This window comes from Pseudoflavonifractor sp. MCC625 (assembly GCF_018784545.1).
Classification (GTDB): Bacteria; Bacillota; Clostridia; order Oscillospirales; family Oscillospiraceae; genus Pseudoflavonifractor_A; species Pseudoflavonifractor_A gallinarum.
The window spans coordinates 202326-219528 of the sequence record NZ_WQOJ01000005.1 but is presented as its reverse complement, the minus strand read 5'-3'; the positions used below and the strand labels follow the sequence as shown (position 1 = coordinate 219528).

Sequence of the window (17203 nt, the reverse complement as noted above, 5' to 3'; positions counted from 1 at the left end):
GTCCGGTCTGTCAACCGGAAGGAAAAGGCCGCAGTCCATCGGACTGCGGCCTTGGTGCAGGATCAACTTAGAGGAAAGCGACCACCTGGTACATGAGGATAAAGTGGCAGACGCTGCCCAGCAGGATGAACACGTGGAAGATCTCGTGACAGCCGAAGCGGGGGTTGTTCCGGCCGGGCCACTTGACCGCGTAGAGCACGCCGCCCACTGAGTAGAGCACACCGCCCGCCAGGAGCCAGAAAAATCCGGCGGCGGGGAGCACCTGGGTGAGGGGGACCAGGGCCACCAGCGCCATCCACCCCATGAAGAGGCACAGCCCGGAGGTCACCCAGCGGGGGGCGTCGATCCAGGCCACCGCCAGCGCGAAGCCCGCCAGGGCCAGCGCCCAGATCACCCCGAAGAGGACCCAGCCCCAGAGACCGTAGGTCCGCAGGGGGACCAGACAGATGGGGGTATAGGACCCGGCGATGAGGAGATAGATGGAGGTGTGGTCGTATTTGCGCAGGGCGATGCGGCCCTTGACGCTGGTGTTGACGCAGTGGTAGAGGGTACTGGCCGTATAGAGCCCAATCATGGACAGCCCGTAGATCAGAAAGGACACCACATGCCAGGCGTCCAGACCCAGGGCCCAGGCGCGCAGGAGGAGAGCCACGGTGCCCACCACGCCCAGCAGGGCGCCCGCACCGTGGGTGATGGCCGACCAGGGGCGCAGGCCGTCGTAGGGGTCCCGGCCCTGTTCAGAGATCCGCTTCCGGCGGGGAGCGGGGTGGTAGTAGAGCTTGGAGGAATCGCCAGGCAGGATATGTTCATGGTTCATAAAAGTCACCCGATCACGCATAGATTGAAAGGCGTACACCGCCTCTGCTATGGTTAGTATAACACGCATCGCAAGAAATAGTCAACAGGAGAGTGAGATATAATATTTAAAATTAGATTTAAGGAAGGGAGGGGTACCGATGGAAATGATCTGCGTGGCCGCGGCCTTCCGCGCGCCGGAGCCCTATCCGGAGATCCGGGTGGAGGGCAGAAACCTCCGCTATGCCCGGGCCATGCTGAGCAACATGGGGGGCGGGACGTCCGAGATGTCCGCGGCGTCCCTGTATCTGTATGACCAGCTGGTGTGCGCCGGGGAGGAGGCGCTGGCCCAGACCTTCCACGAGGTGGCCATGGTGGAGCTCCACCACCTGGAGATCTTCGGGGCGCTGGCGGTGCAGCTGGGGGGCGAGCCCCGCCTGTGGAGCGTACAGCGGGGCCGGCGGGTCTGGTGGTCGCCCGAGTACAATCAGTATAACCGGATGATGGGTCCCTTATTGCAGGCCGCCGTCCGGGCGGAGGAGGCCTCCATCCGGATCTACGAGAACCAGGCCCGCTGGATCGGGGACGAGAACGTGCGGGCCAATCTGCGGCGGATTCTGGCCGATGAGCGGTGCCATCTGGAGCTCTTCCGCCAGCGGTGGCAGGAGCACATGGACCGGCGCAGGTAATCGGGAGACAGACAAACAAAAAACCGGAACTCCAGACGGAGTTCCGGTTTTTCGATCGAATCTTAGGCCAGCTTGCTCTTGGCCAGCTCGGTCAGCTGGGTGAAAGCAGCCTTGTCGTGGATGGCCAGCTCGGAGAGCATCTTGCGGTTGATCTCCACACCGGCCTTCTTCAGGCCGTTCATGAAGGTGGAGTAGTTCATGCCGTTCTGCTTGCAGCCGGCGGAGATGCGGGCGATCCAGAGCTGACGGAAGTCGCGCTTCTTCAGACGGCGGCCGGTGTAAGCGTACACCAGGGACTTCATGACCTGCTCCTTGGCCATCTTGAAGTGCTTGGACTTCGCGCCAAAGTAGCCCTTCGCCAGCTTCAGGGTCTTATTTCTTCTCTTGCGCGTCATCATCGCGCCTTTAACTCTAGCCATTGTAGATTAGCCTCCTATATCAATGAGTAAAAAGTTCTTATTTATAAGGGATCAGACGCTTGATGGCGGGCTCGTTGGTCTTGTCCGCGTAAGCGCCGGCACGGAGGCCTCTCTTCAGCTTGGTGGTCTTGCCGTGACCGTTGAGCAGGTGACGCTTGTTGGCGTGGGCGCGCTTGACCTTGCCGGTCTTGGTGAGGTTGAATCTCTTCTTCGCGCCGCTGTGGGTTTTCAGCTTAGGCATGGTAGTGATCTCCTTTACTTTAACAATATCCAGGATACAGGTAAGAAGGAAGCCCTCTTACTTCTTGGTCTCCTTCGCGGTCTTGGGGGAGAGGAAGATGGACATGTGCCGTCCGTCCAGCTTGGGCTCCTTATCCAACGTGGCGACCTCGCCGCACTCCTCCGCGAATTTCACCAGCAGATTCTTGCCGATGTCCGTATGCGCCATCTCACGGCCGCGGAAGCGGACGGTGACCTTGACGCGGTTGCCCTCGCCCAGGAACTTCTGAGCGTTGCGCAGCTTGACGTTGAAGTCATTCACGTCAATGCTGGGAGACATGCGGACTTCCTTGATCTCCACGACGCGCTGATTCTTCTTGGCTTCCTTCTCCCGCTTGGTCTGCTCGAACTTGAACTTACCGTAGTCCATGAGCTTGCAGACGGGGGGGACGGCGGTGGGGGAAATCTTCACCAGGTCCAGATCGGCCTCCATGGCCTTCTCCAGCGCCTCCCGGGCAGACATGATACCAAGCTGCTCGCCGGTGGCAGAGACCAGACGGACTTCCTTGTCGCGGATTTCTTCGTTGATTTGATGACCCTTGTTGCTGATACGACAGCACCTCCCATTCTCAATAAGCAAAACAAAAAAGCGGCTACCAGCCCGGTACCCGCAATCGCACGAAAAACACCGCCGGAATTCCGGCGTGTTCTGCAACGCTATCAACCTCTTCGCTCTGTGCTGGAGGTGAGGACGGGGACCGTTCTGCTTTATTGTGCCTGATTAGTATAGCAGGATTCAAGGCGCTTGTCAACGGGAAAATGCGAAAAGAGACTTCCCAAAGAGTGCGGGCCGGGGCCCTTCCCTTTTTGTGCAGGTTATGGCATAATGAGACCAGGAAAGACAGAAAAAAGGGAGGATACTGGAAATGAGAGGAGTCCGGTGCATTCCGGTCCTGGTGCTGCTGGGCGCGGTGCTGGCAGGGAGCGCTGCCCCCGCCCAGGCCCAGGGGGAGCGCGATACCCTGCGCATCCTGTTTACCCACGACACCCACGACCACTGGTACCCCACCGAGTCGGAGGGGGGAGCATATGGGGGATACACCCGCCTGGCCACCCTGCTCCGGCAGGAGCGGGAGGCCTTTCCCAGCGGGGAGGGCCAGGCCCTGGTGACCCTGGACGCGGGGGACTTTTCCATGGGGTCCCTGCTCCAGACCATCTACTCCACCGACGCCCCCGAGCTGCGGGCCCTGGGGGAAATGCGGTATGACGCCACCACCTTTGGAAACCACGAGTTCGACTACCGCGCCGGAGGGCTTGCGGCCATGCTGAACGCGGCGGTGGAGAGCGGGGAGACCCTCCCCGCCATCGTGGAGGCCAACTACCGCCCCCCGGAGAGCGACACCGAGAGCTGGGCGGCCTGGGAGAACTACGGCGTCACCGACTATACCGTCATCGAGCGGGGCCGCTCCGCCGACGGGGACCCCCTGCGCATCGCGGTGTTCGGCGTGATGGGGGAGGAGGCCGACTCCAACGCGCCCATGTCCGGCATGGAGTTTGAGCCGGCGGCCCAGGCCGCCCAGCGGGTGGTGCAGGAGATCCAGGCCAGGGAGGAGGCCGACTTCATCGTCTGCCTCTCCCACAGCGGCACGGACAACGGCAAGGGGGAGGACTACGAGCTGGCCCGGAAGGTGGACGGGATCGACGTGATCCTCTCGGGCCACACCCACACCACCCTGGAGGAGCCCATCCGGGTGGGGGACACCCTCATCGTCTCCTGCGGGGCGGACACGGCCAACCTGGGCCGGCTGACGGTGGAGCGGAACGAGAACGGCGGGCTGGAGCTGGTGGACTACACCCTCCTCCCGGTGGACGAGACCGTGCCCGAGGACCCGGAGATGGTGGCCATGGCCGAGGTCTTTCAGCGAAAGGTGGAAGAGGGATATCTGCGGGACTACGGCCTGGGGTACGACCAGGTGCTGGCCCAAAATCCCTGGTCCTTTCCCGCCATCCAGACCTTTGGAGAGGCGCAGCAGGAGGAACCTCTGGGCAACCTGATTGCCGACTCCTATCTCTATGCGGTGAAGAAGGCCGAGGGGGCGGACTATGTACCGGTGGACTTCGCCGTGGTGGCCGAGGGCGTGATCCGCAGCTCCTTCACCCCGGGGCCCATCACCACGGCGGACGCCTTCCAGGTGTCCTCCCTGGGGATCGGGGCGGACGGGACGCCGGGCTATCCCCTCATCTCGGCCTACCTGTACGGGCATGAGCTGAAGGACGCCTTCGAGGTGGACGCCTCGGTCACGCCCCTGATGCCGGAGGCCCAGCTCTACGGCGCGGGGATGGGCTGGAGCCTCAACCCCCACCGGCTGATCTTCAACAAGGTCACCGACTGCTGGCAGGTGCTGGAGGACGGGACCCGGGTACCCATCGAGGATGACCGGCTCTACCGGGTGGTGACGGGGCTCTACTGCGGGCAGATGCTGGGGACGGTCAACGGCCAGTCCTTCGGCATCCTGGGCATCACCCCCCGGGACGAGAACGGCGCGCCGGTGGAGGACCTGGAGGCGCGCATCATCCACAACGCCAGCGGCGCGGAGGTGAAGGAGTGGTACGCTCTGGCCTCCTACCTCCGGTCCATGGGGACGGTGGACGAGCGCTATGCCGCCCCCGAGGGGCGCAAGCAGGTGATCCCCTCCTGGAACCCGGTGGACCTGCTCCGCTCCCCCAACCAGGTGGGTCTGACCGTGTACGGCGTGGTGCTGGGCCTGGTGATCCTGGTGCTGCTGGTGGTCTCCAGCGGGGGCCGGAGAAAACGCCGGGCCTACGGGAAAGGACGGGGCCGGGGGAACGGATACCGGCCCTACCGGGGGTAAGCGCACCGGATGGACCGCATAGAATAAGGTGAAACCATGAAAGAAAACCACTACGACAACGAGACATTTTTTGAAGCATACAGCCGCTTTCCCCGCTCCGTGGAGGGGCTGCGGGCGGCCGGCGAGTGGCACGAGCTGAAAAAGCTCATGCCCGATTTCACGGACAAGCGGGTGCTGGACCTGGGCTGCGGGTTCGGGTGGCACTGCCGCTATGCCGCGGAGCAGGGGGCCCGGTCGGTGCTGGGGACCGACCTCTCGGAGAAAATGCTGGAGCGGGCCAGGGAAATGACCCAGGACCCCCGCATCACCTACCGCCGGGCGGCCATGGAGGACCTGGAGGGGGAGGCGGGCTCCTTTGATGTGGCCCTCAGCTCGCTGGCCCTGCACTACGTGGACGACCTGCGGCCGGTCTTTCAGAAGGTCCACGACCTGCTGGTACCGGGCGGAGTGTTCGTGTTCTCCTGCGAGCACCCGATCTTTACCGCAGAGGGAAGCCAGGACTGGTACTGCGATGGGAACGGCCGGCCGCTCCACTGGCCGGTGGACCGGTACTTTACCGAGGGGAAGCGCACCGCCCATTTCCTGGGCTGTGAGGTGGTGAAATACCACCACACCCTGACCGACTGGCTCAACACGCTGCTGGAGACCGGCTTTACGCTGGAGCGGGTGGTGGAGCCCCGGCCCGATCCCGCCCTGATGGACGTGCCGGGCATGGCGGACGAGCTGCGCCGCCCCATGATGCTGCTAGTGCGGGGAAGAAGAATGTAATAGAAAGAGAATGGGGGCGCTCCGGTGATCATACCGGAGCGCCCTTAGTGTCAGCGAGCGCATGCGGCGGCCTGAGCCTCCGATCCAAAATGCGCGGATTTGGAGAAGCGCTTACATATTTTTGCGCAGCTGCTTGATGGCGTTTTTCTCCAGGCGGGAGACCTGGGCCTGGGAGATGCCCACCTCGGTGGAGACCTCCATCTGGGTCCGCCCCTCGAAAAAGCGCAGGTTGAGGATGTGCCGCTCCCGGTCGGAGAGCTGGGCCATGGCCTCCTTGAGGGCGATGTGCTCCAGCCAGTTCTCGTCGGTGTTTTTGGAGTCCCGCACCTGGTCCATGACGCAGATGGCGTCCCCGCCGTCGGAGTAGACCGGCTCGTAGAGGGAGACCGGGTCCACGATGGCGTCCAGGGCGAAGATGATCTCCTCCCGGCGCACGTCCAGGGCCTTGGCGATCTCCTCGATGGAGGGCTCCCGCTGGTGCTGGGAGAGGAAGGCCTCCTTGACCTGCAAGACCTTGTAGGCGGTGTCCCGCATGGAGCGGGAGACCCGCACGGCGCTGTTGTCCCGGAGATAGCGGCGGATCTCCCCCACGATCATGGGCACGCCGTAGGTGGAGAAGCGCACGTCCAGGTCGGTATTGAAGTTGTCGATGGCCTTGATGAGGCCGATGCACCCCACCTGAAAGAGATCGTCCACGTTTTCGCCGCGGCCGGAAAATTTCTGAATGACCGAGAGGACCAGCCGGAGATTGCCGGAGATCAGGGCCTCCCGGGCTTCCGCGTCTCCGGCCTTGGCCTGTTTCAGCAGCGCCATGGTCTCCTCATTTTTGAGGACCTTGAGCTTGGACGTATTGACGCCGCAGATTTCCACTTTTCCTATCATTGCGCGGTCCCTCCTGTGCAGAAACGGTCTGTTCCTCAGTATTTCCGGGCAGAGAAGGAACATACCGGAAGGCCGGGGGGATATTTTTTATTGTGGGACCCGATTCGATGGATTTTGCGCAGGAAAGGGGAGCGGGCCAAAAAGCCGGGACCATCTGGAAAAAAATCACTTGCCAAACCGGATGGGGCGTGCTATAATATCCGAGTCAGTAACCAAGATGCAGGTGTAGTTCAATGGTAGAATGTCAGCTTCCCAAGCTGAACACGCGGGTTCGATTCCCGTCACCTGCTCCATGTCGGGGCAAGCGTGCAAGTGCTTGCTCCGACTTTTTTTCCATATCGAACGGCCCTGGCGCCGCGGTATGATGCTTTCAGGGCCGCCCGGCGGACCGCTTGCAGCGGGTCCTGCCGCCTGCCGGCCCTCCTTCCAGGACCCAACACCGCGGGGAGCCTTCTGACAGGGGCTTCCCGCGGTCTTTCTCTGTGATGGGGGGATTTGGGGCGGGCCTATTCTAATCTATGGAAAAAGCTGTTATAATAAGAGTTATAGACTGGCCGGGCCAACGGGGAAATCCCGGGCGGCGGCGGTCAGAGGATCGATCGTTTGGAGGTTTCCATGGACGTTTATTCCGCATTGATTCAGGCACTCAGAGAGAGGTTTCCCGGCATGGAGCTGCGGGAGCGGGAGCCGATGGAGCGGCACACCTCGTTTCGCATCGGGGGGCCCGCCCGGCTGATGGCGCTACCCCGCAGTGAGGAGGAGGCCGCGGGCGTGGTCCAGGCGGCCCGCGCCCATGGGATCGAGCCCTTTTTCATGGGCAACGGCTCCAACCTTCTGGTGTCGGACACCGGGTATGAGGGCCTGATCCTCAAGACCTTTGACGGGATGGACCATCTCTCGGTGGAGGGGGAGGTCATCCGGGCCGGAAGCGGGGTGCTGCTCTCCCGGCTGGCCAACTTTGCCCTGGAGCACGGCCTCACCGGGCTGGAGTTTGCCCACGGTATCCCCGGCACCGTGGGAGGCGCCCTGATGATGAACGCAGGGGCCTACGGCGGCGAGATGTGTCAGGTCGCCCAGGAGACCCGGGTCCTCACGCCGGAGGGGACCATCTGCGCCGTGGTGGGGGAGGAGCAGGGCTTCTCCTACCGGCACAGCGCCTTTTCCGACGGCACGCGTCTGATCCTGGGCGGCGTCTTCCGCCTGGAGTGGGGGGAGCGGGGCGACATCCGCGCCAAGATGGAGGACCTGGCCGCCCGCCGCCGGGAGAAGCAGCCCCTGGAGTACCCCAGCGCGGGGAGTACCTTCAAGCGGCCCGAGGGGCACTTTGCCGCCGCCCTCATCGAGCGCTGCGGCCTGAAGGGCAAGCGCGTGGGGGGCGCCCAGGTGTCGGAGAAGCACGCGGGCTTTGTCATCAACCGGGGCGGGGCCACCTGCGCCGACGTGATGGATCTGACCGCCCACATCCGGGAGACCGTCTTCCGGGAGACCGGCGTGACGCTGGAGATGGAGGTTCGTACCCTGGGGATCTGAGCGGTCCCCGCGGGAGAGAGGAGCAAGAGGGATGGAATTTGTGATCATTTCCGGCCTGTCCGGAGCGGGAAAGAGCAAGACGGCGTCCTTTATCGAGGACATGGGATTTTACGTGGTGGACAACATGCCCGCCCCGCTCATCCCCAAGTTTGCCGAGCTGTGCATGGCGGGACAGGGCAAGTATCAGCGGGTGGCCCTGGTGACCGACATCCGGGGCGGACACACCTTTGACGACCTCTTTGAGGCCCTGAGCGCCCTGAAGGAGATGGGGTGCGTGTACAAGATCCTCTTCGTGGAGGCCGCCCCCGAGGCCATCATCAAGCGCTACAAGGAGACCAGGCGCATCCACCCCCTCTCCCGGGACGGGCGGTCCCTGGCCCAGGCCGTCCAGGAGGAGCGGGACGCCCTCCAGCCGGTGCGGCAGCGGGCCGAGTACATCATCGACACCACCGCCCTCTCCACCGCCAAGCTGCGGGGGGAGGTGCTGCGCCTCTTCGGAGACGGGCAGGTCCCCCACGCCATGAGCATCAACGTCATCTCCTTCGGCTTCAAGTACGGCATCCCCATCGAGGCCGACCTGGTCTTTGACGTGCGCTTCCTGCCCAACCCCTATTACATCGCGGAGCTGCGCACCCAGACCGGACTGGACGAGCCGGTGCGCTCCTTCGTGTTCCACTACCAACAGACCCGGGACTTCATGACCCATCTGGAGAACCTGATGAACTTCCTCCTGCCCCAGTACGTGGCCGAGGGAAAGACCGTGCTGGTCATCGCCGTGGGCTGCACCGGCGGACAGCACCGCTCGGTGGCCGTCACCCGGGCCCTGGCCGAGTTCATTCGCCAGAAGGGCTATGACGCCAGCGAGAACCACCGGGACATGACCCGGGCATAAGGCTTGCCGTGGGGCAGGCCCCACCCATTCAGCGCGGAGGAATCGTACATGACAGAACGGAATTGCTGTGAAGTGGGCCGCGGCCCCAAGATCGTGGCCATCGGCGGGGGGACGGGACTGTCCACCATGCTGCGCGGCCTGAAGCTACATACCCGCAATCTCACGGCCATCGTCACCGTGGCCGACGACGGCGGCGGCTCGGGGGTGCTGCGGGAGGACCTGGGTATGCCGCCTCCGGGGGACATCCGCCACTGCATGGAGGCCCTGGCCAACGCCGAGCCGGTGATGGAGCAGCTGCTCAGCTACCGCTTTCCCAGCGGCTCGGGGCGGCTGACCGGGCAGTCCTTCGGCAACCTCATCCTGGCCGCCCTCAACGGGATCTACCCCTCCTTCGACGAGGCGGTGGCCCGTATGAGCGAGGTACTGGCCATCTCGGGGCGCATCCTCCCGGTGACCAACGAGAACGTGCAGCTGGAGGCCACCTTCGAAAACGGCACCTCCGTGGTGGGGGAGTCCAAGATCTTCCAATTCAAGAAGGAGCAGGACTGCCGCATCCGCAGCGTCCGGCTCCTGCCCGAGCGTCCGGCCGCCCTGCCTGCGGCGGTGGAGGCCATTGAGGAGGCCGAGCTCATCCTCCTGGGGCCGGGGAGCCTCTACACCAGCGTGATCCCCAACCTGCTGGTGGACGGGATCGCCGAGGCGGTGTGCCGCTCCAAGGCCCTCAAGCTCTACATCTGCAACATCATGACCCAGGACGGCGAGACCGAGGGGATGACGGCCTCCGACCACGTGGCCGCCCTCCTGGACCACTCCGGCCCGGGGCTGGTGGACCTGTGCCTGTGCAACTCCGCCCCGGTGCGGCCCGGCCTTCTGGAGCGCTACCGGGAGGAGGACGCCATCCCCATCACCGTGGACAAGGAGGCCATCGAGGCCCTGGGGGTGGAGCTGGTCACCCGTCCGGTCTCCTCCGAGACCTCCAACTACGCCCGCCACTCGGTGACCCGTCTGGCTCAGGCGGTGATGGAGATCTACGAAGAGCGGGCCCACACCCGGATCTTTTAAGGGGGGAGCGGCCATGTCCTTCGCATCGGAGACCAAGGGGGAGCTGTGCCGGAATGAGCTCTCCCGCCGCTGCTGCGCCCAGGCGGAAGCCTACGGGGTGCTGCTCTTCTGCAATCAGTTTTCCGCCGCCGGGGCCCGGATCGTCACCGAATCCGAGGAGTTTGCCCGGCGGCTTCCGGCCCTCTTCAAGAAGGCCTTCAAGCTCCGCTTTGACCGCCAGACCGAGCCGGAGCACCGGGGAAAGTACATCTTCGCCATTCAGGATGCGGACAAGCTCTCCGCCATCTGCGAGGTATTCGGCTACGACCCCGGGGAGACCCTGGCCCACCACATCAATTTCGCCGTGTTGGAGGAGGAGCACTGCCGCACCGCCTTCTTCCGGGGGGCCTTTCTGGCGGGGGGATCGGTGACCGACCCCACCAAGCGCTACCACCTGGAGCTGGCCACCTCCCACTACAACGTGAGCCGGGAGATGAGCGCCCTGCTGCGGGAGGCGGGCTTCTTCCCCAAGGAGACCACCCGCAAGTCCCACTACATCACCTATTTCAAACAGAGCGAGACCATCGAGGACTTCCTCACCGGCATCGGCGCGCCCCTCTCGGCCATGGCCGTGATGAACGCCAAGGCGGAGAAGGCGGTGGTGGGGGGCGTCAACCGCCGGGTGAACTGCGACGCGGCCAACCTGGACAAGGCGGTGGAGGCCGCCCAGGAGCAGATCGAGGCCATCCACCGGCTGGAGGAGCGGGGGATGCTGGACGAGCTCCCCCCCAAGCTGCGCGCCACGGCGGAGGTCCGCCTTGCCCATCCGGAGCTCACCCTCTCCCAGCTGGCCGAGGCCCTGGACCCGCCGGTGACCAAGTCCTGCCTCAACCACCGGCTGCGCAAGCTGATGGAGCTGGGGAAGGCATAACGGAAGGAGGAACACCCATGCAGAGAACACCATCCGGCCGCCAGATGGCGGTGCTGGCAGGAGGGATCGTCCTGCTGCTGCTGGGCGCGGTGAGCCAGACCGCCCTGCCGGCCCAGGCCGTCGCCCTGGTCTGCTATGTGGCGGGCGTGCTGTGCCTGGCCTTCGGCATCCAGGGCGGCGTGCGGCGGAAGACCTGCCCCCTGTGCCGGGCCACCCTGCGCACCCCCACCGACCAGCTGCCCGGACAGACGGAGCAGTACCGCTGCCCCAACTGCGGCAGCATCGTGAAGCCGAAATAAGAAAGGGGCGTCGGGGACGCCGCCCCCTACAAGAGACCGTAGGGGCGGGCCTCTGGACCGCCCGTTTGCCCCCACACGCAGACCGTAGAGGAAGCAAGGATATAGCCCCCCAGCCGGGGGAGCACCGGAAACGAGAAAGCGGGGGAGAAGGGATGAAACCGTTTCGCGCATGGCTCCGGCGGCACATGGCCCTCTGGGGAGGGGTGTGCCTGGCGGGGATGATCGCGGGTGGGCTCTGGATGGAACACCGAGCGCTGCCCGGCGGAATCCTGGTCCTGGGGTGCATGGTCCTCCTGCTGGCGGGCGGCATGCTGGCCCTGGGCGGGGGAGAGCGCTGTCCCAACTGCGGCAGCCGGGCAAGGGCATACCGGGGCGGCGTTTCCGCCCCGCTCCGGCGCTGCCCCCGCTGCGGAGCCATCCTGGACCCGGAAAGACCTTTGCCCTCCCGCCGGGAGCGGTAAGAGAAAGGGGCGTCGGGGCCGCCCCCGACAACAGACCGTAGAGACGGGCCTCCGGACCGCCCGTTTGTCCCCACACGCATACAGATCAGATCAAAAGGAGGAGACCCATGTCCTTTGTCCATTTACATGTCCATACGGAGTATAGCCTTCTGGACGGCGCGTGCCGCATCGGAGGGCTGGTGCAGCGGGTGAAGGACCTGGGGCAGAGCGCGGTGGCCATCACCGACCACGGCGTGATGTACGGCGTGATCGACTTCTACAAGGCCTGCAAGGCGGCGGGGATCAAGCCCATCATCGGGTGCGAGGTCTACGTGGCCCCCCGCACCCGCTTTGACAAGGTCCACGAGCTGGACTCGGCCGCCCGCCACCTGGTGCTCCTGTGCCAAAACGAGGTGGGCTACCGGAATCTGAGCTATCTGGTCTCCCAGGCCTTTCTGGAGGGCTTTTATATCAAGCCCAGAGTGGACATGGACCTGCTGCGGGAGCACTCCGAGGGGCTCATCGCCCTCTCGGCCTGTCTGGCGGGGGCGGTGCCCCGGCTCCTCCTGGGGAGCAACTACGAGGGGGCCAAGGCCCACGCCCTGGAGATGCAGGAGATCTTCGGGGAGGGGAACTACTACCTGGAGATCCAGGACCACGGCATCCCCGCCCAGCGGGAGGCCGCCGAGGGCATCTTCCGCCTCCACCGGGAGACCGGCATCCCCCTGGTGCTCACCAACGACGCCCACTATCTGACCCGGGAGGACTCGGCCATGCAGGACACCCTCATGGCCATCCAGATGGGCAAGACGGTGGACGACCCCTCCCGGATGCGCTTTGAGACCCGGGAATTCTATATCAAGTCGGAGGAGGAGATGGCCGCCCTCTTCCCCGAGTACCCCGAGGCCGTGGCCAATACAGCCCGCATCGCCGAGCGGTGCCAGGTGGAGTTCGAGTTCGGCAAGTACCACCTGCCCGAGTTCAAGCTCCCCGAGGGGTACACCGACGGGGACGCCTATTTCCAAAAGCTCTGTGACGAGGGCTTTGCCCGACGCTACCCCGACGCGCCCCCCGCCTACCGGGAGCGGCTGGAGTACGAGATGGGGGTCATCCGCCAGATGGGCTTTGTGGAGTACTTCCTCATCGTCTCCGACTTCATCCACTACGCCAAGAGCCACCAGATCCCCGTGGGACCGGGCCGCGGCTCGGCGGCCGGGTCCATGGTGGCCTACTGCCTGCGCATCACCGAGATCGATCCCATGCGCTATGATCTGTACTTCGAGCGCTTCCTCAACCCGGAGCGGGTCACCATGCCCGATATCGACGTGGACTTCTGCATCCGCCGGCGGCAGGAGGTCATCGAGTACGTCCAGCGCAAGTACGGCCCCGACCACGTGGCCCAGATCGTCACCTTCGGCACCATGGCCGCCAAGGGGGCCATCCGGGACGTGGGCCGGGCCCTCAACATCCCCTACGCCGAGGTGGACGCCGTGGCCAAGCAGGTGCCCAGCGGCCCGGGGGCCCTCCACATCACCCTGGACGAGTCCATCCGGCTCTCCAAGCCCCTGCGGGAGGCCTACGAGGGGGACGGGACCATCCGCCGCCTCATCGACACGGCCAAGGCCATCGAGGGCATGCCCCGCCACGCCTCCACCCACGCCGCAGGCGTGGTCATCACCCGCCGCCCGGTCCACGAGTACGTGCCCCTGGCGAAAAACGACGAATCGGTGGTCACCCAGTACACCATGACCACCCTGGAGGAGCTGGGCCTGCTCAAGATGGACTTTCTGGGCCTGCGCAACCTGACGGTGCTGGACGACGCGGTGAAGCTGGTCCAGGCCCAAGAGCCGGACTTTTCCCTAGAAAACCTGCCCGACCACGACCCGGCCGTCTTCCAGATGCTCTCCGAGGGCAAGACCTCGGGCGTCTTCCAGATGGAGTCGGCCGGCATGACCGGCGTGTGCGTGAGCCTCAAGCCCCAGAACATCGAGGACATCACCGCCATCATCGCCCTCTACCGCCCCGGCCCCATGGAGTCCATCCCCCGGTTCATCGCCTGCAAGCAGAACCCGGAGAAGATCACCTACAAGCACCCCTCCCTCCGGCCCATCCTGGAGGTGACCTACGGGTGCATCGTCTACCAGGAGCAGGTCATCCGCATCTTCCAGGACATGGCGGGCTACTCCCTGGGACAGGCCGACATGGTGCGCCGGGCCATCTCCAAGAAGAAGAAGGACCAGATCGAGCGGGAGCGCAAGGCCTTCATCTACGGCGACCCCGACCGGGGGATCGACGGTTGCATCGCCCGGGGCATCCCGGAGCAGGTGGGCCAGGACGTGTACGACGAGATCTACGATTTCGCCAACTACGCCTTCAACAAGGCCCACGCAGTGAGCTACGCGGTGGTGGCCTACCAGACCGCCTGGTTCAAGCGCCACCGCACCCGGGAGTATATGGCCGCCCTCCTCACCTCGGTGCTGGACTCCAGCGAGAAGGTGGCCGAGTATATCGCCGAGTGCAAGGACTGCGGGATCTCCCTCCTGCCCCCCGACATCAACGAATCGGGGGCCTCCTTCACCGTGTCCGGGGAGAACCTGCGCTTCGGCCTGGCCGCCGTGAAGGGGGTGGGCTGGGGCTTCGTGCGGGATGTGCTCTCCGAGCGGGAGAAGGGGCCCTTCCGGGACTTCCCCGACTTCTGCCTGCGGCTCTTTGACCACGACCTCAACAAGCGGGTGCTGGAGAACCTGATCCGCTGCGGGGCCTTCGACTCCATGGGGGTGCGGCGCTCCCAGCTGCTGGACGCCTACGAGCAGCTGGTGGACACCATCGCCCAGAACAAGCGGAAAAACCTGGCCGGACAGTTCGACCTCTTCGGCGGCGGCGGGGACGCCATGGAGACCGCCCCCCAGCTGGTCCTGCGGGACATCCCGGAGTTCAGCCGGCAGGAGCGCATGACCATGGAGAAGGAGACCACCGGCCTCTACCTGACCGGCCACCCCATGGACGAGTACCGGGCGGCCGCCCGGGCCTGCCGGGCCGTGCCCATCGGCTCCATCACCGCCGACTTCGCCCGGGAGGGCGGGCCGGAGCGCTATGCCGACGGGCAGAAGGTGACCATCGCCGGCGTGGTGACGGCCTCCAAGACCCGGACCACCCGGAACAACAGCCTCATGGCCTACGCCACCCTGGAGGACGACACCGGCGCGCTGGAGGTGCTCATCTTCTCCCGGGTGCTGGGGGAGTGCAGCGCCTGCCTGAAGGAGAACACCCCGGTGGTGGCCGAGGGGCGCATCTCGGTGCGGGATGAAAAGCCCCCCCAGCTCATGTGCGACAGCCTGCGTCCCCTCCAGGGCGCGCCCGAGAGCGGCGCTTCCGCCCCGGCCGAGCCGGAGGCGGGGAAGGTGCGCAAGCTCTACCTCCGCCTGCCCGCCCGGGAGGACCCCCGCTGGCGGCACATCCTGCGGGTGCTCCTCATGTTCCCGGGGAGCGAGCCTTTGCGGGCCAAGTTCGCCGCGGAGGGACAGTGGACCCCGGCCTACCCCTGCCAGATCCACCCCCTGCTCCTGGAGGAGCTGCGGGGCCTGCTGGGGGAGGAGAACGTGGTGGTCCAGTCGGGCAAGCCTGAGGTGCTGACGCCCCTGCCGGGCGGGGAGGCGTTCCTATGATGAAGAAACTGGCTTCCATCCTCTTCCACCGGCTGACCATGACGGCGCTGCTGCTGGTGGTGCAGCTGGCCCTGCTGCTGGCCATGATGGGGCGCTTTTCCGCGTACTTTGTCTATTTCTACTGGTTCTGCATCGCCCTCTCGGTGGCGGCGGTGCTGTGGATCGTGGGGAACAAGAGCGACCCGGGCTATAAGATCGCCTGGCTCATCCCCATTCTGCTCTTCCCGGTCTTTGGAGGGCTGATCTACCTCCTCCTGGGCGGCAACCGGCTCTCCCCCCGGCAGCAGAGAAAGATGCAGGGCATGGACCGGCAGATGGTGGCCGCCCTGGAGCGGGACTGCAAGGCCGAGGAGCTCTCCGGCTTTGGGGCCGACGCGGTGAACCAGGCCCGCTATCTGGAGCAGTACGCCCACGCCCCGGCCTACAACCACACCGAGGCCACCTACTTCCCCCTGGGGGACGACGCCTTCCCCCGGATGCTGGAGGAGCTGCGCAAGGCCAAGCGGTATATCTTCGTGGAGTACTTCATCATCGAGCAGGGGGTCTTCTGGGACTCCATTCTGGAGGTGCTGGAGGAGAAGGTGCGGGAGGGCCTGGATGTGCGGGTCATCTACGACGACATCGGCAGCCTCTTCACCCTGCCCAAGGACTACGCCGCCCAGCTGGAGGCCAAGGGCATCCGGTGCTGCGTGTTCAACCGCTTCATCCCCATCCTCTCCCTGCGCCTGAACAACCGGGATCACCGGAAGCTGTGCATCATCGACGGCCACACGGGCTTTACCGGCGGGATCAACCTGGCCGACGAGTATATCAATCGGGCGGTCAAGTACGGCCACTGGAAGGACACCGCCATCCTCCTGCGGGGGGAGGCGGTGTGGAGCATGACGGTGATGTTCCTCACCATGTGGGACTACATGCGGGGGGAGGAGTGCATGGAGGATTTCCGCCCGGCCTCCCTGCCGCCCGAGTGCGCCCACTGCGGGGACTACTTCGTCCAGCCCTACACCGACAGCCCCCTGGACGGGGAGCCGGTGGGGGAGACCGTCTACCTCAACCTCATCAACAAGGCCAAGAAGTATATCTACCTGACCACCCCCTACCTCATCGTCAGCAACAGCGTCAACACCGCCCTGTGCAACGCGGCCAAGGCGGGGGTGGACGTGCGCATCATCACCCCCCACATCCCCGACAAGAAGGTCATCTTCGAGGTGACCCGGGCCCACTACGAGTCCCTGCTGGAGGCGGGGGTGCAGATCTTCGAGTACACCCCCGGCTTCATGCACGGGAAGAACTTCGTGGTGGACGACCAGTTCGGCACGGTGGGGACGGTCAACATGGACTACCGCAGCATGTTCCTCCACTTCGAGGACGGCGTGTGGCTGTGCGGCGCGCCCTGCCTGCGGGACATCAAGGAGGACTTCCTCCGCACCCAGGCGCAGAGCGAGCGGATCACCCTCCAGCGCTGCCGGGCCCACTCGGGTGTGCGGCGGCTCTTCCGCGCGGTGCTGCGCATCCTGGCGCCCCTCATGTAGGGACATTCTCAAAAATGCGAGCATTTTTTCGAGGGGGATGCAGGCCGCCGCGCGCACTCGCTGACGCTCGCACACTTGCGGCCTGAGCAGAGTGTTTTCCGACGTACACGCCGCCGGAAAACACGATTTGATCCTCTTCCGCCGTCTGCGGACGGCGGAACTCTGCGAGGCTTTTGTTTCCCAAATTCCAGAAATTACACCGGCGGAAGTCTGCAAAAGTAAGCCCCG

At 65.0% G+C, this 17203-nt stretch carries 16 protein-coding genes and 1 tRNA gene; 12 read left to right on the top strand and 5 right to left on the bottom strand.

Annotation, left to right across the window (positions count from 1 at the left end; genetic code table 11):
* Positions 1 to 67: 67 nt before the first annotated feature.
* Complete coding sequence (locus GPK94_RS01580) at positions 68 to 817, bottom strand: hemolysin III family protein (protein WP_101693954.1); 750 nt, start codon at positions 815 to 817, stop codon at positions 68 to 70.
* A 139-nt stretch (positions 818 to 956) separates the two neighbouring features.
* Between GPK94_RS01580 and GPK94_RS01575 the strand changes: the two genes are divergently transcribed.
* Positions 957 to 1484 carry a ferritin family protein gene (locus tag GPK94_RS01575; protein ID WP_186963721.1) on the top strand — a complete coding sequence of 176 codons (528 nt, stop codon included), beginning with the start codon at positions 957 to 959 and terminating at the stop codon, positions 1482 to 1484.
* A gap of 62 nt (positions 1485 to 1546) precedes the next feature.
* Here GPK94_RS01575 and rplT read toward each other — a convergent pair whose 3' ends face one another.
* Genes rplT through infC form a run of 3 tightly spaced genes read right to left on the bottom strand, consistent with a single transcriptional unit; the run spans position 1547 to position 2762 of the window.
* Positions 1547 to 1903 (bottom strand): 50S ribosomal protein L20, encoded by a 357-nt coding sequence (rplT, locus tag GPK94_RS01570; protein WP_087259349.1) that lies wholly within the window; start codon positions 1901 to 1903, stop codon positions 1547 to 1549.
* A gap of 37 nt (positions 1904 to 1940) precedes the next feature.
* On the bottom strand, positions 1941 to 2144 hold the full coding sequence (gene rpmI / locus GPK94_RS01565; protein WP_101692753.1) for a 50S ribosomal protein L35: 204 nt from the start codon (positions 2142 to 2144) through the stop codon (positions 1941 to 1943).
* 57 nt (positions 2145 to 2201) lie between these two features.
* Positions 2202 to 2762: a translation initiation factor IF-3 gene (gene infC, locus GPK94_RS01560; protein WP_207724933.1), complete on the bottom strand. Its 561-nt coding sequence runs from the start codon at positions 2760 to 2762 to the stop codon at positions 2202 to 2204.
* Positions 2763 to 3048: 286 nt separating this feature from the next.
* Between infC and GPK94_RS01555 the strand changes: the two genes are divergently transcribed.
* Positions 3049 to 4995, top strand: a complete 1947-nt coding sequence (locus tag GPK94_RS01555) for a bifunctional UDP-sugar hydrolase/5'-nucleotidase (protein ID WP_215654089.1) — start codon at positions 3049 to 3051, stop codon at positions 4993 to 4995.
* A gap of 36 nt (positions 4996 to 5031) precedes the next feature.
* Positions 5032 to 5763, top strand: a complete 732-nt coding sequence (locus GPK94_RS01550; protein WP_215654087.1) for a class I SAM-dependent methyltransferase — start codon at positions 5032 to 5034, stop codon at positions 5761 to 5763.
* A 111-nt stretch (positions 5764 to 5874) separates the two neighbouring features.
* Here GPK94_RS01550 and sigG read toward each other — a convergent pair whose 3' ends face one another.
* Positions 5875 to 6645 carry an RNA polymerase sporulation sigma factor SigG gene (sigG, locus tag GPK94_RS01545; RefSeq protein ID WP_215654085.1) on the bottom strand — a complete coding sequence of 257 codons (771 nt, stop codon included), beginning with the start codon at positions 6643 to 6645 and terminating at the stop codon, positions 5875 to 5877.
* Positions 6646 to 6864: 219 nt separating this feature from the next.
* On the opposite strand from sigG, the gene GPK94_RS01540 reads away from it, so the two are divergent.
* The 9 genes from GPK94_RS01540 to cls all read left to right on the top strand — a co-directional run bounded on the left by GPK94_RS01540 (position 6865) and on the right by cls (position 16975).
* Positions 6865 to 6938: transfer RNA gene (locus GPK94_RS01540), tRNA-Gly, on the top strand.
* Between the two features lie 322 nt (positions 6939 to 7260).
* On the top strand, positions 7261 to 8175 hold the full coding sequence (gene murB, locus GPK94_RS01535; protein WP_215654082.1) for a UDP-N-acetylmuramate dehydrogenase: 915 nt from the start codon (positions 7261 to 7263) through the stop codon (positions 8173 to 8175).
* 31 nt (positions 8176 to 8206) lie between these two features.
* Positions 8207 to 9067 carry an RNase adapter RapZ gene (gene rapZ / locus GPK94_RS01530; protein ID WP_101692758.1) on the top strand — a complete coding sequence of 287 codons (861 nt, stop codon included), beginning with the start codon at positions 8207 to 8209 and terminating at the stop codon, positions 9065 to 9067.
* Positions 9068 to 9115: 48 nt separating this feature from the next.
* Complete coding sequence (locus GPK94_RS01525; RefSeq protein WP_101692759.1) at positions 9116 to 10129, top strand: gluconeogenesis factor YvcK family protein; 1014 nt, start codon at positions 9116 to 9118, stop codon at positions 10127 to 10129.
* A 13-nt stretch (positions 10130 to 10142) separates the two neighbouring features.
* Positions 10143 to 11039 carry a DNA-binding protein WhiA gene (gene whiA, locus GPK94_RS01520; RefSeq protein WP_101692760.1) on the top strand — a complete coding sequence of 299 codons (897 nt, stop codon included), beginning with the start codon at positions 10143 to 10145 and terminating at the stop codon, positions 11037 to 11039.
* Positions 11040 to 11056: 17 nt separating this feature from the next.
* Positions 11057 to 11338, top strand: coding sequence for a hypothetical protein (locus GPK94_RS01515; RefSeq protein WP_193538019.1), 282 nt, complete (start codon positions 11057 to 11059; stop codon positions 11336 to 11338).
* 152 nt (positions 11339 to 11490) lie between these two features.
* Complete coding sequence (locus GPK94_RS01510) at positions 11491 to 11799, top strand: hypothetical protein (protein ID WP_215654080.1); 309 nt, start codon at positions 11491 to 11493, stop codon at positions 11797 to 11799.
* A 107-nt stretch (positions 11800 to 11906) separates the two neighbouring features.
* Positions 11907 to 15443: a DNA polymerase III subunit alpha gene (locus GPK94_RS01505; RefSeq protein ID WP_215654077.1), complete on the top strand. Its 3537-nt coding sequence runs from the start codon at positions 11907 to 11909 to the stop codon at positions 15441 to 15443.
* Complete coding sequence (cls, locus tag GPK94_RS01500) at positions 15443 to 16975, top strand: cardiolipin synthase (protein WP_215654181.1); 1533 nt, start codon at positions 15443 to 15445, stop codon at positions 16973 to 16975. The genes GPK94_RS01505 and cls overlap by 1 nt, the downstream gene beginning before the upstream one ends.
* Positions 16976 to 17203: the final 228 nt, after the last annotated feature.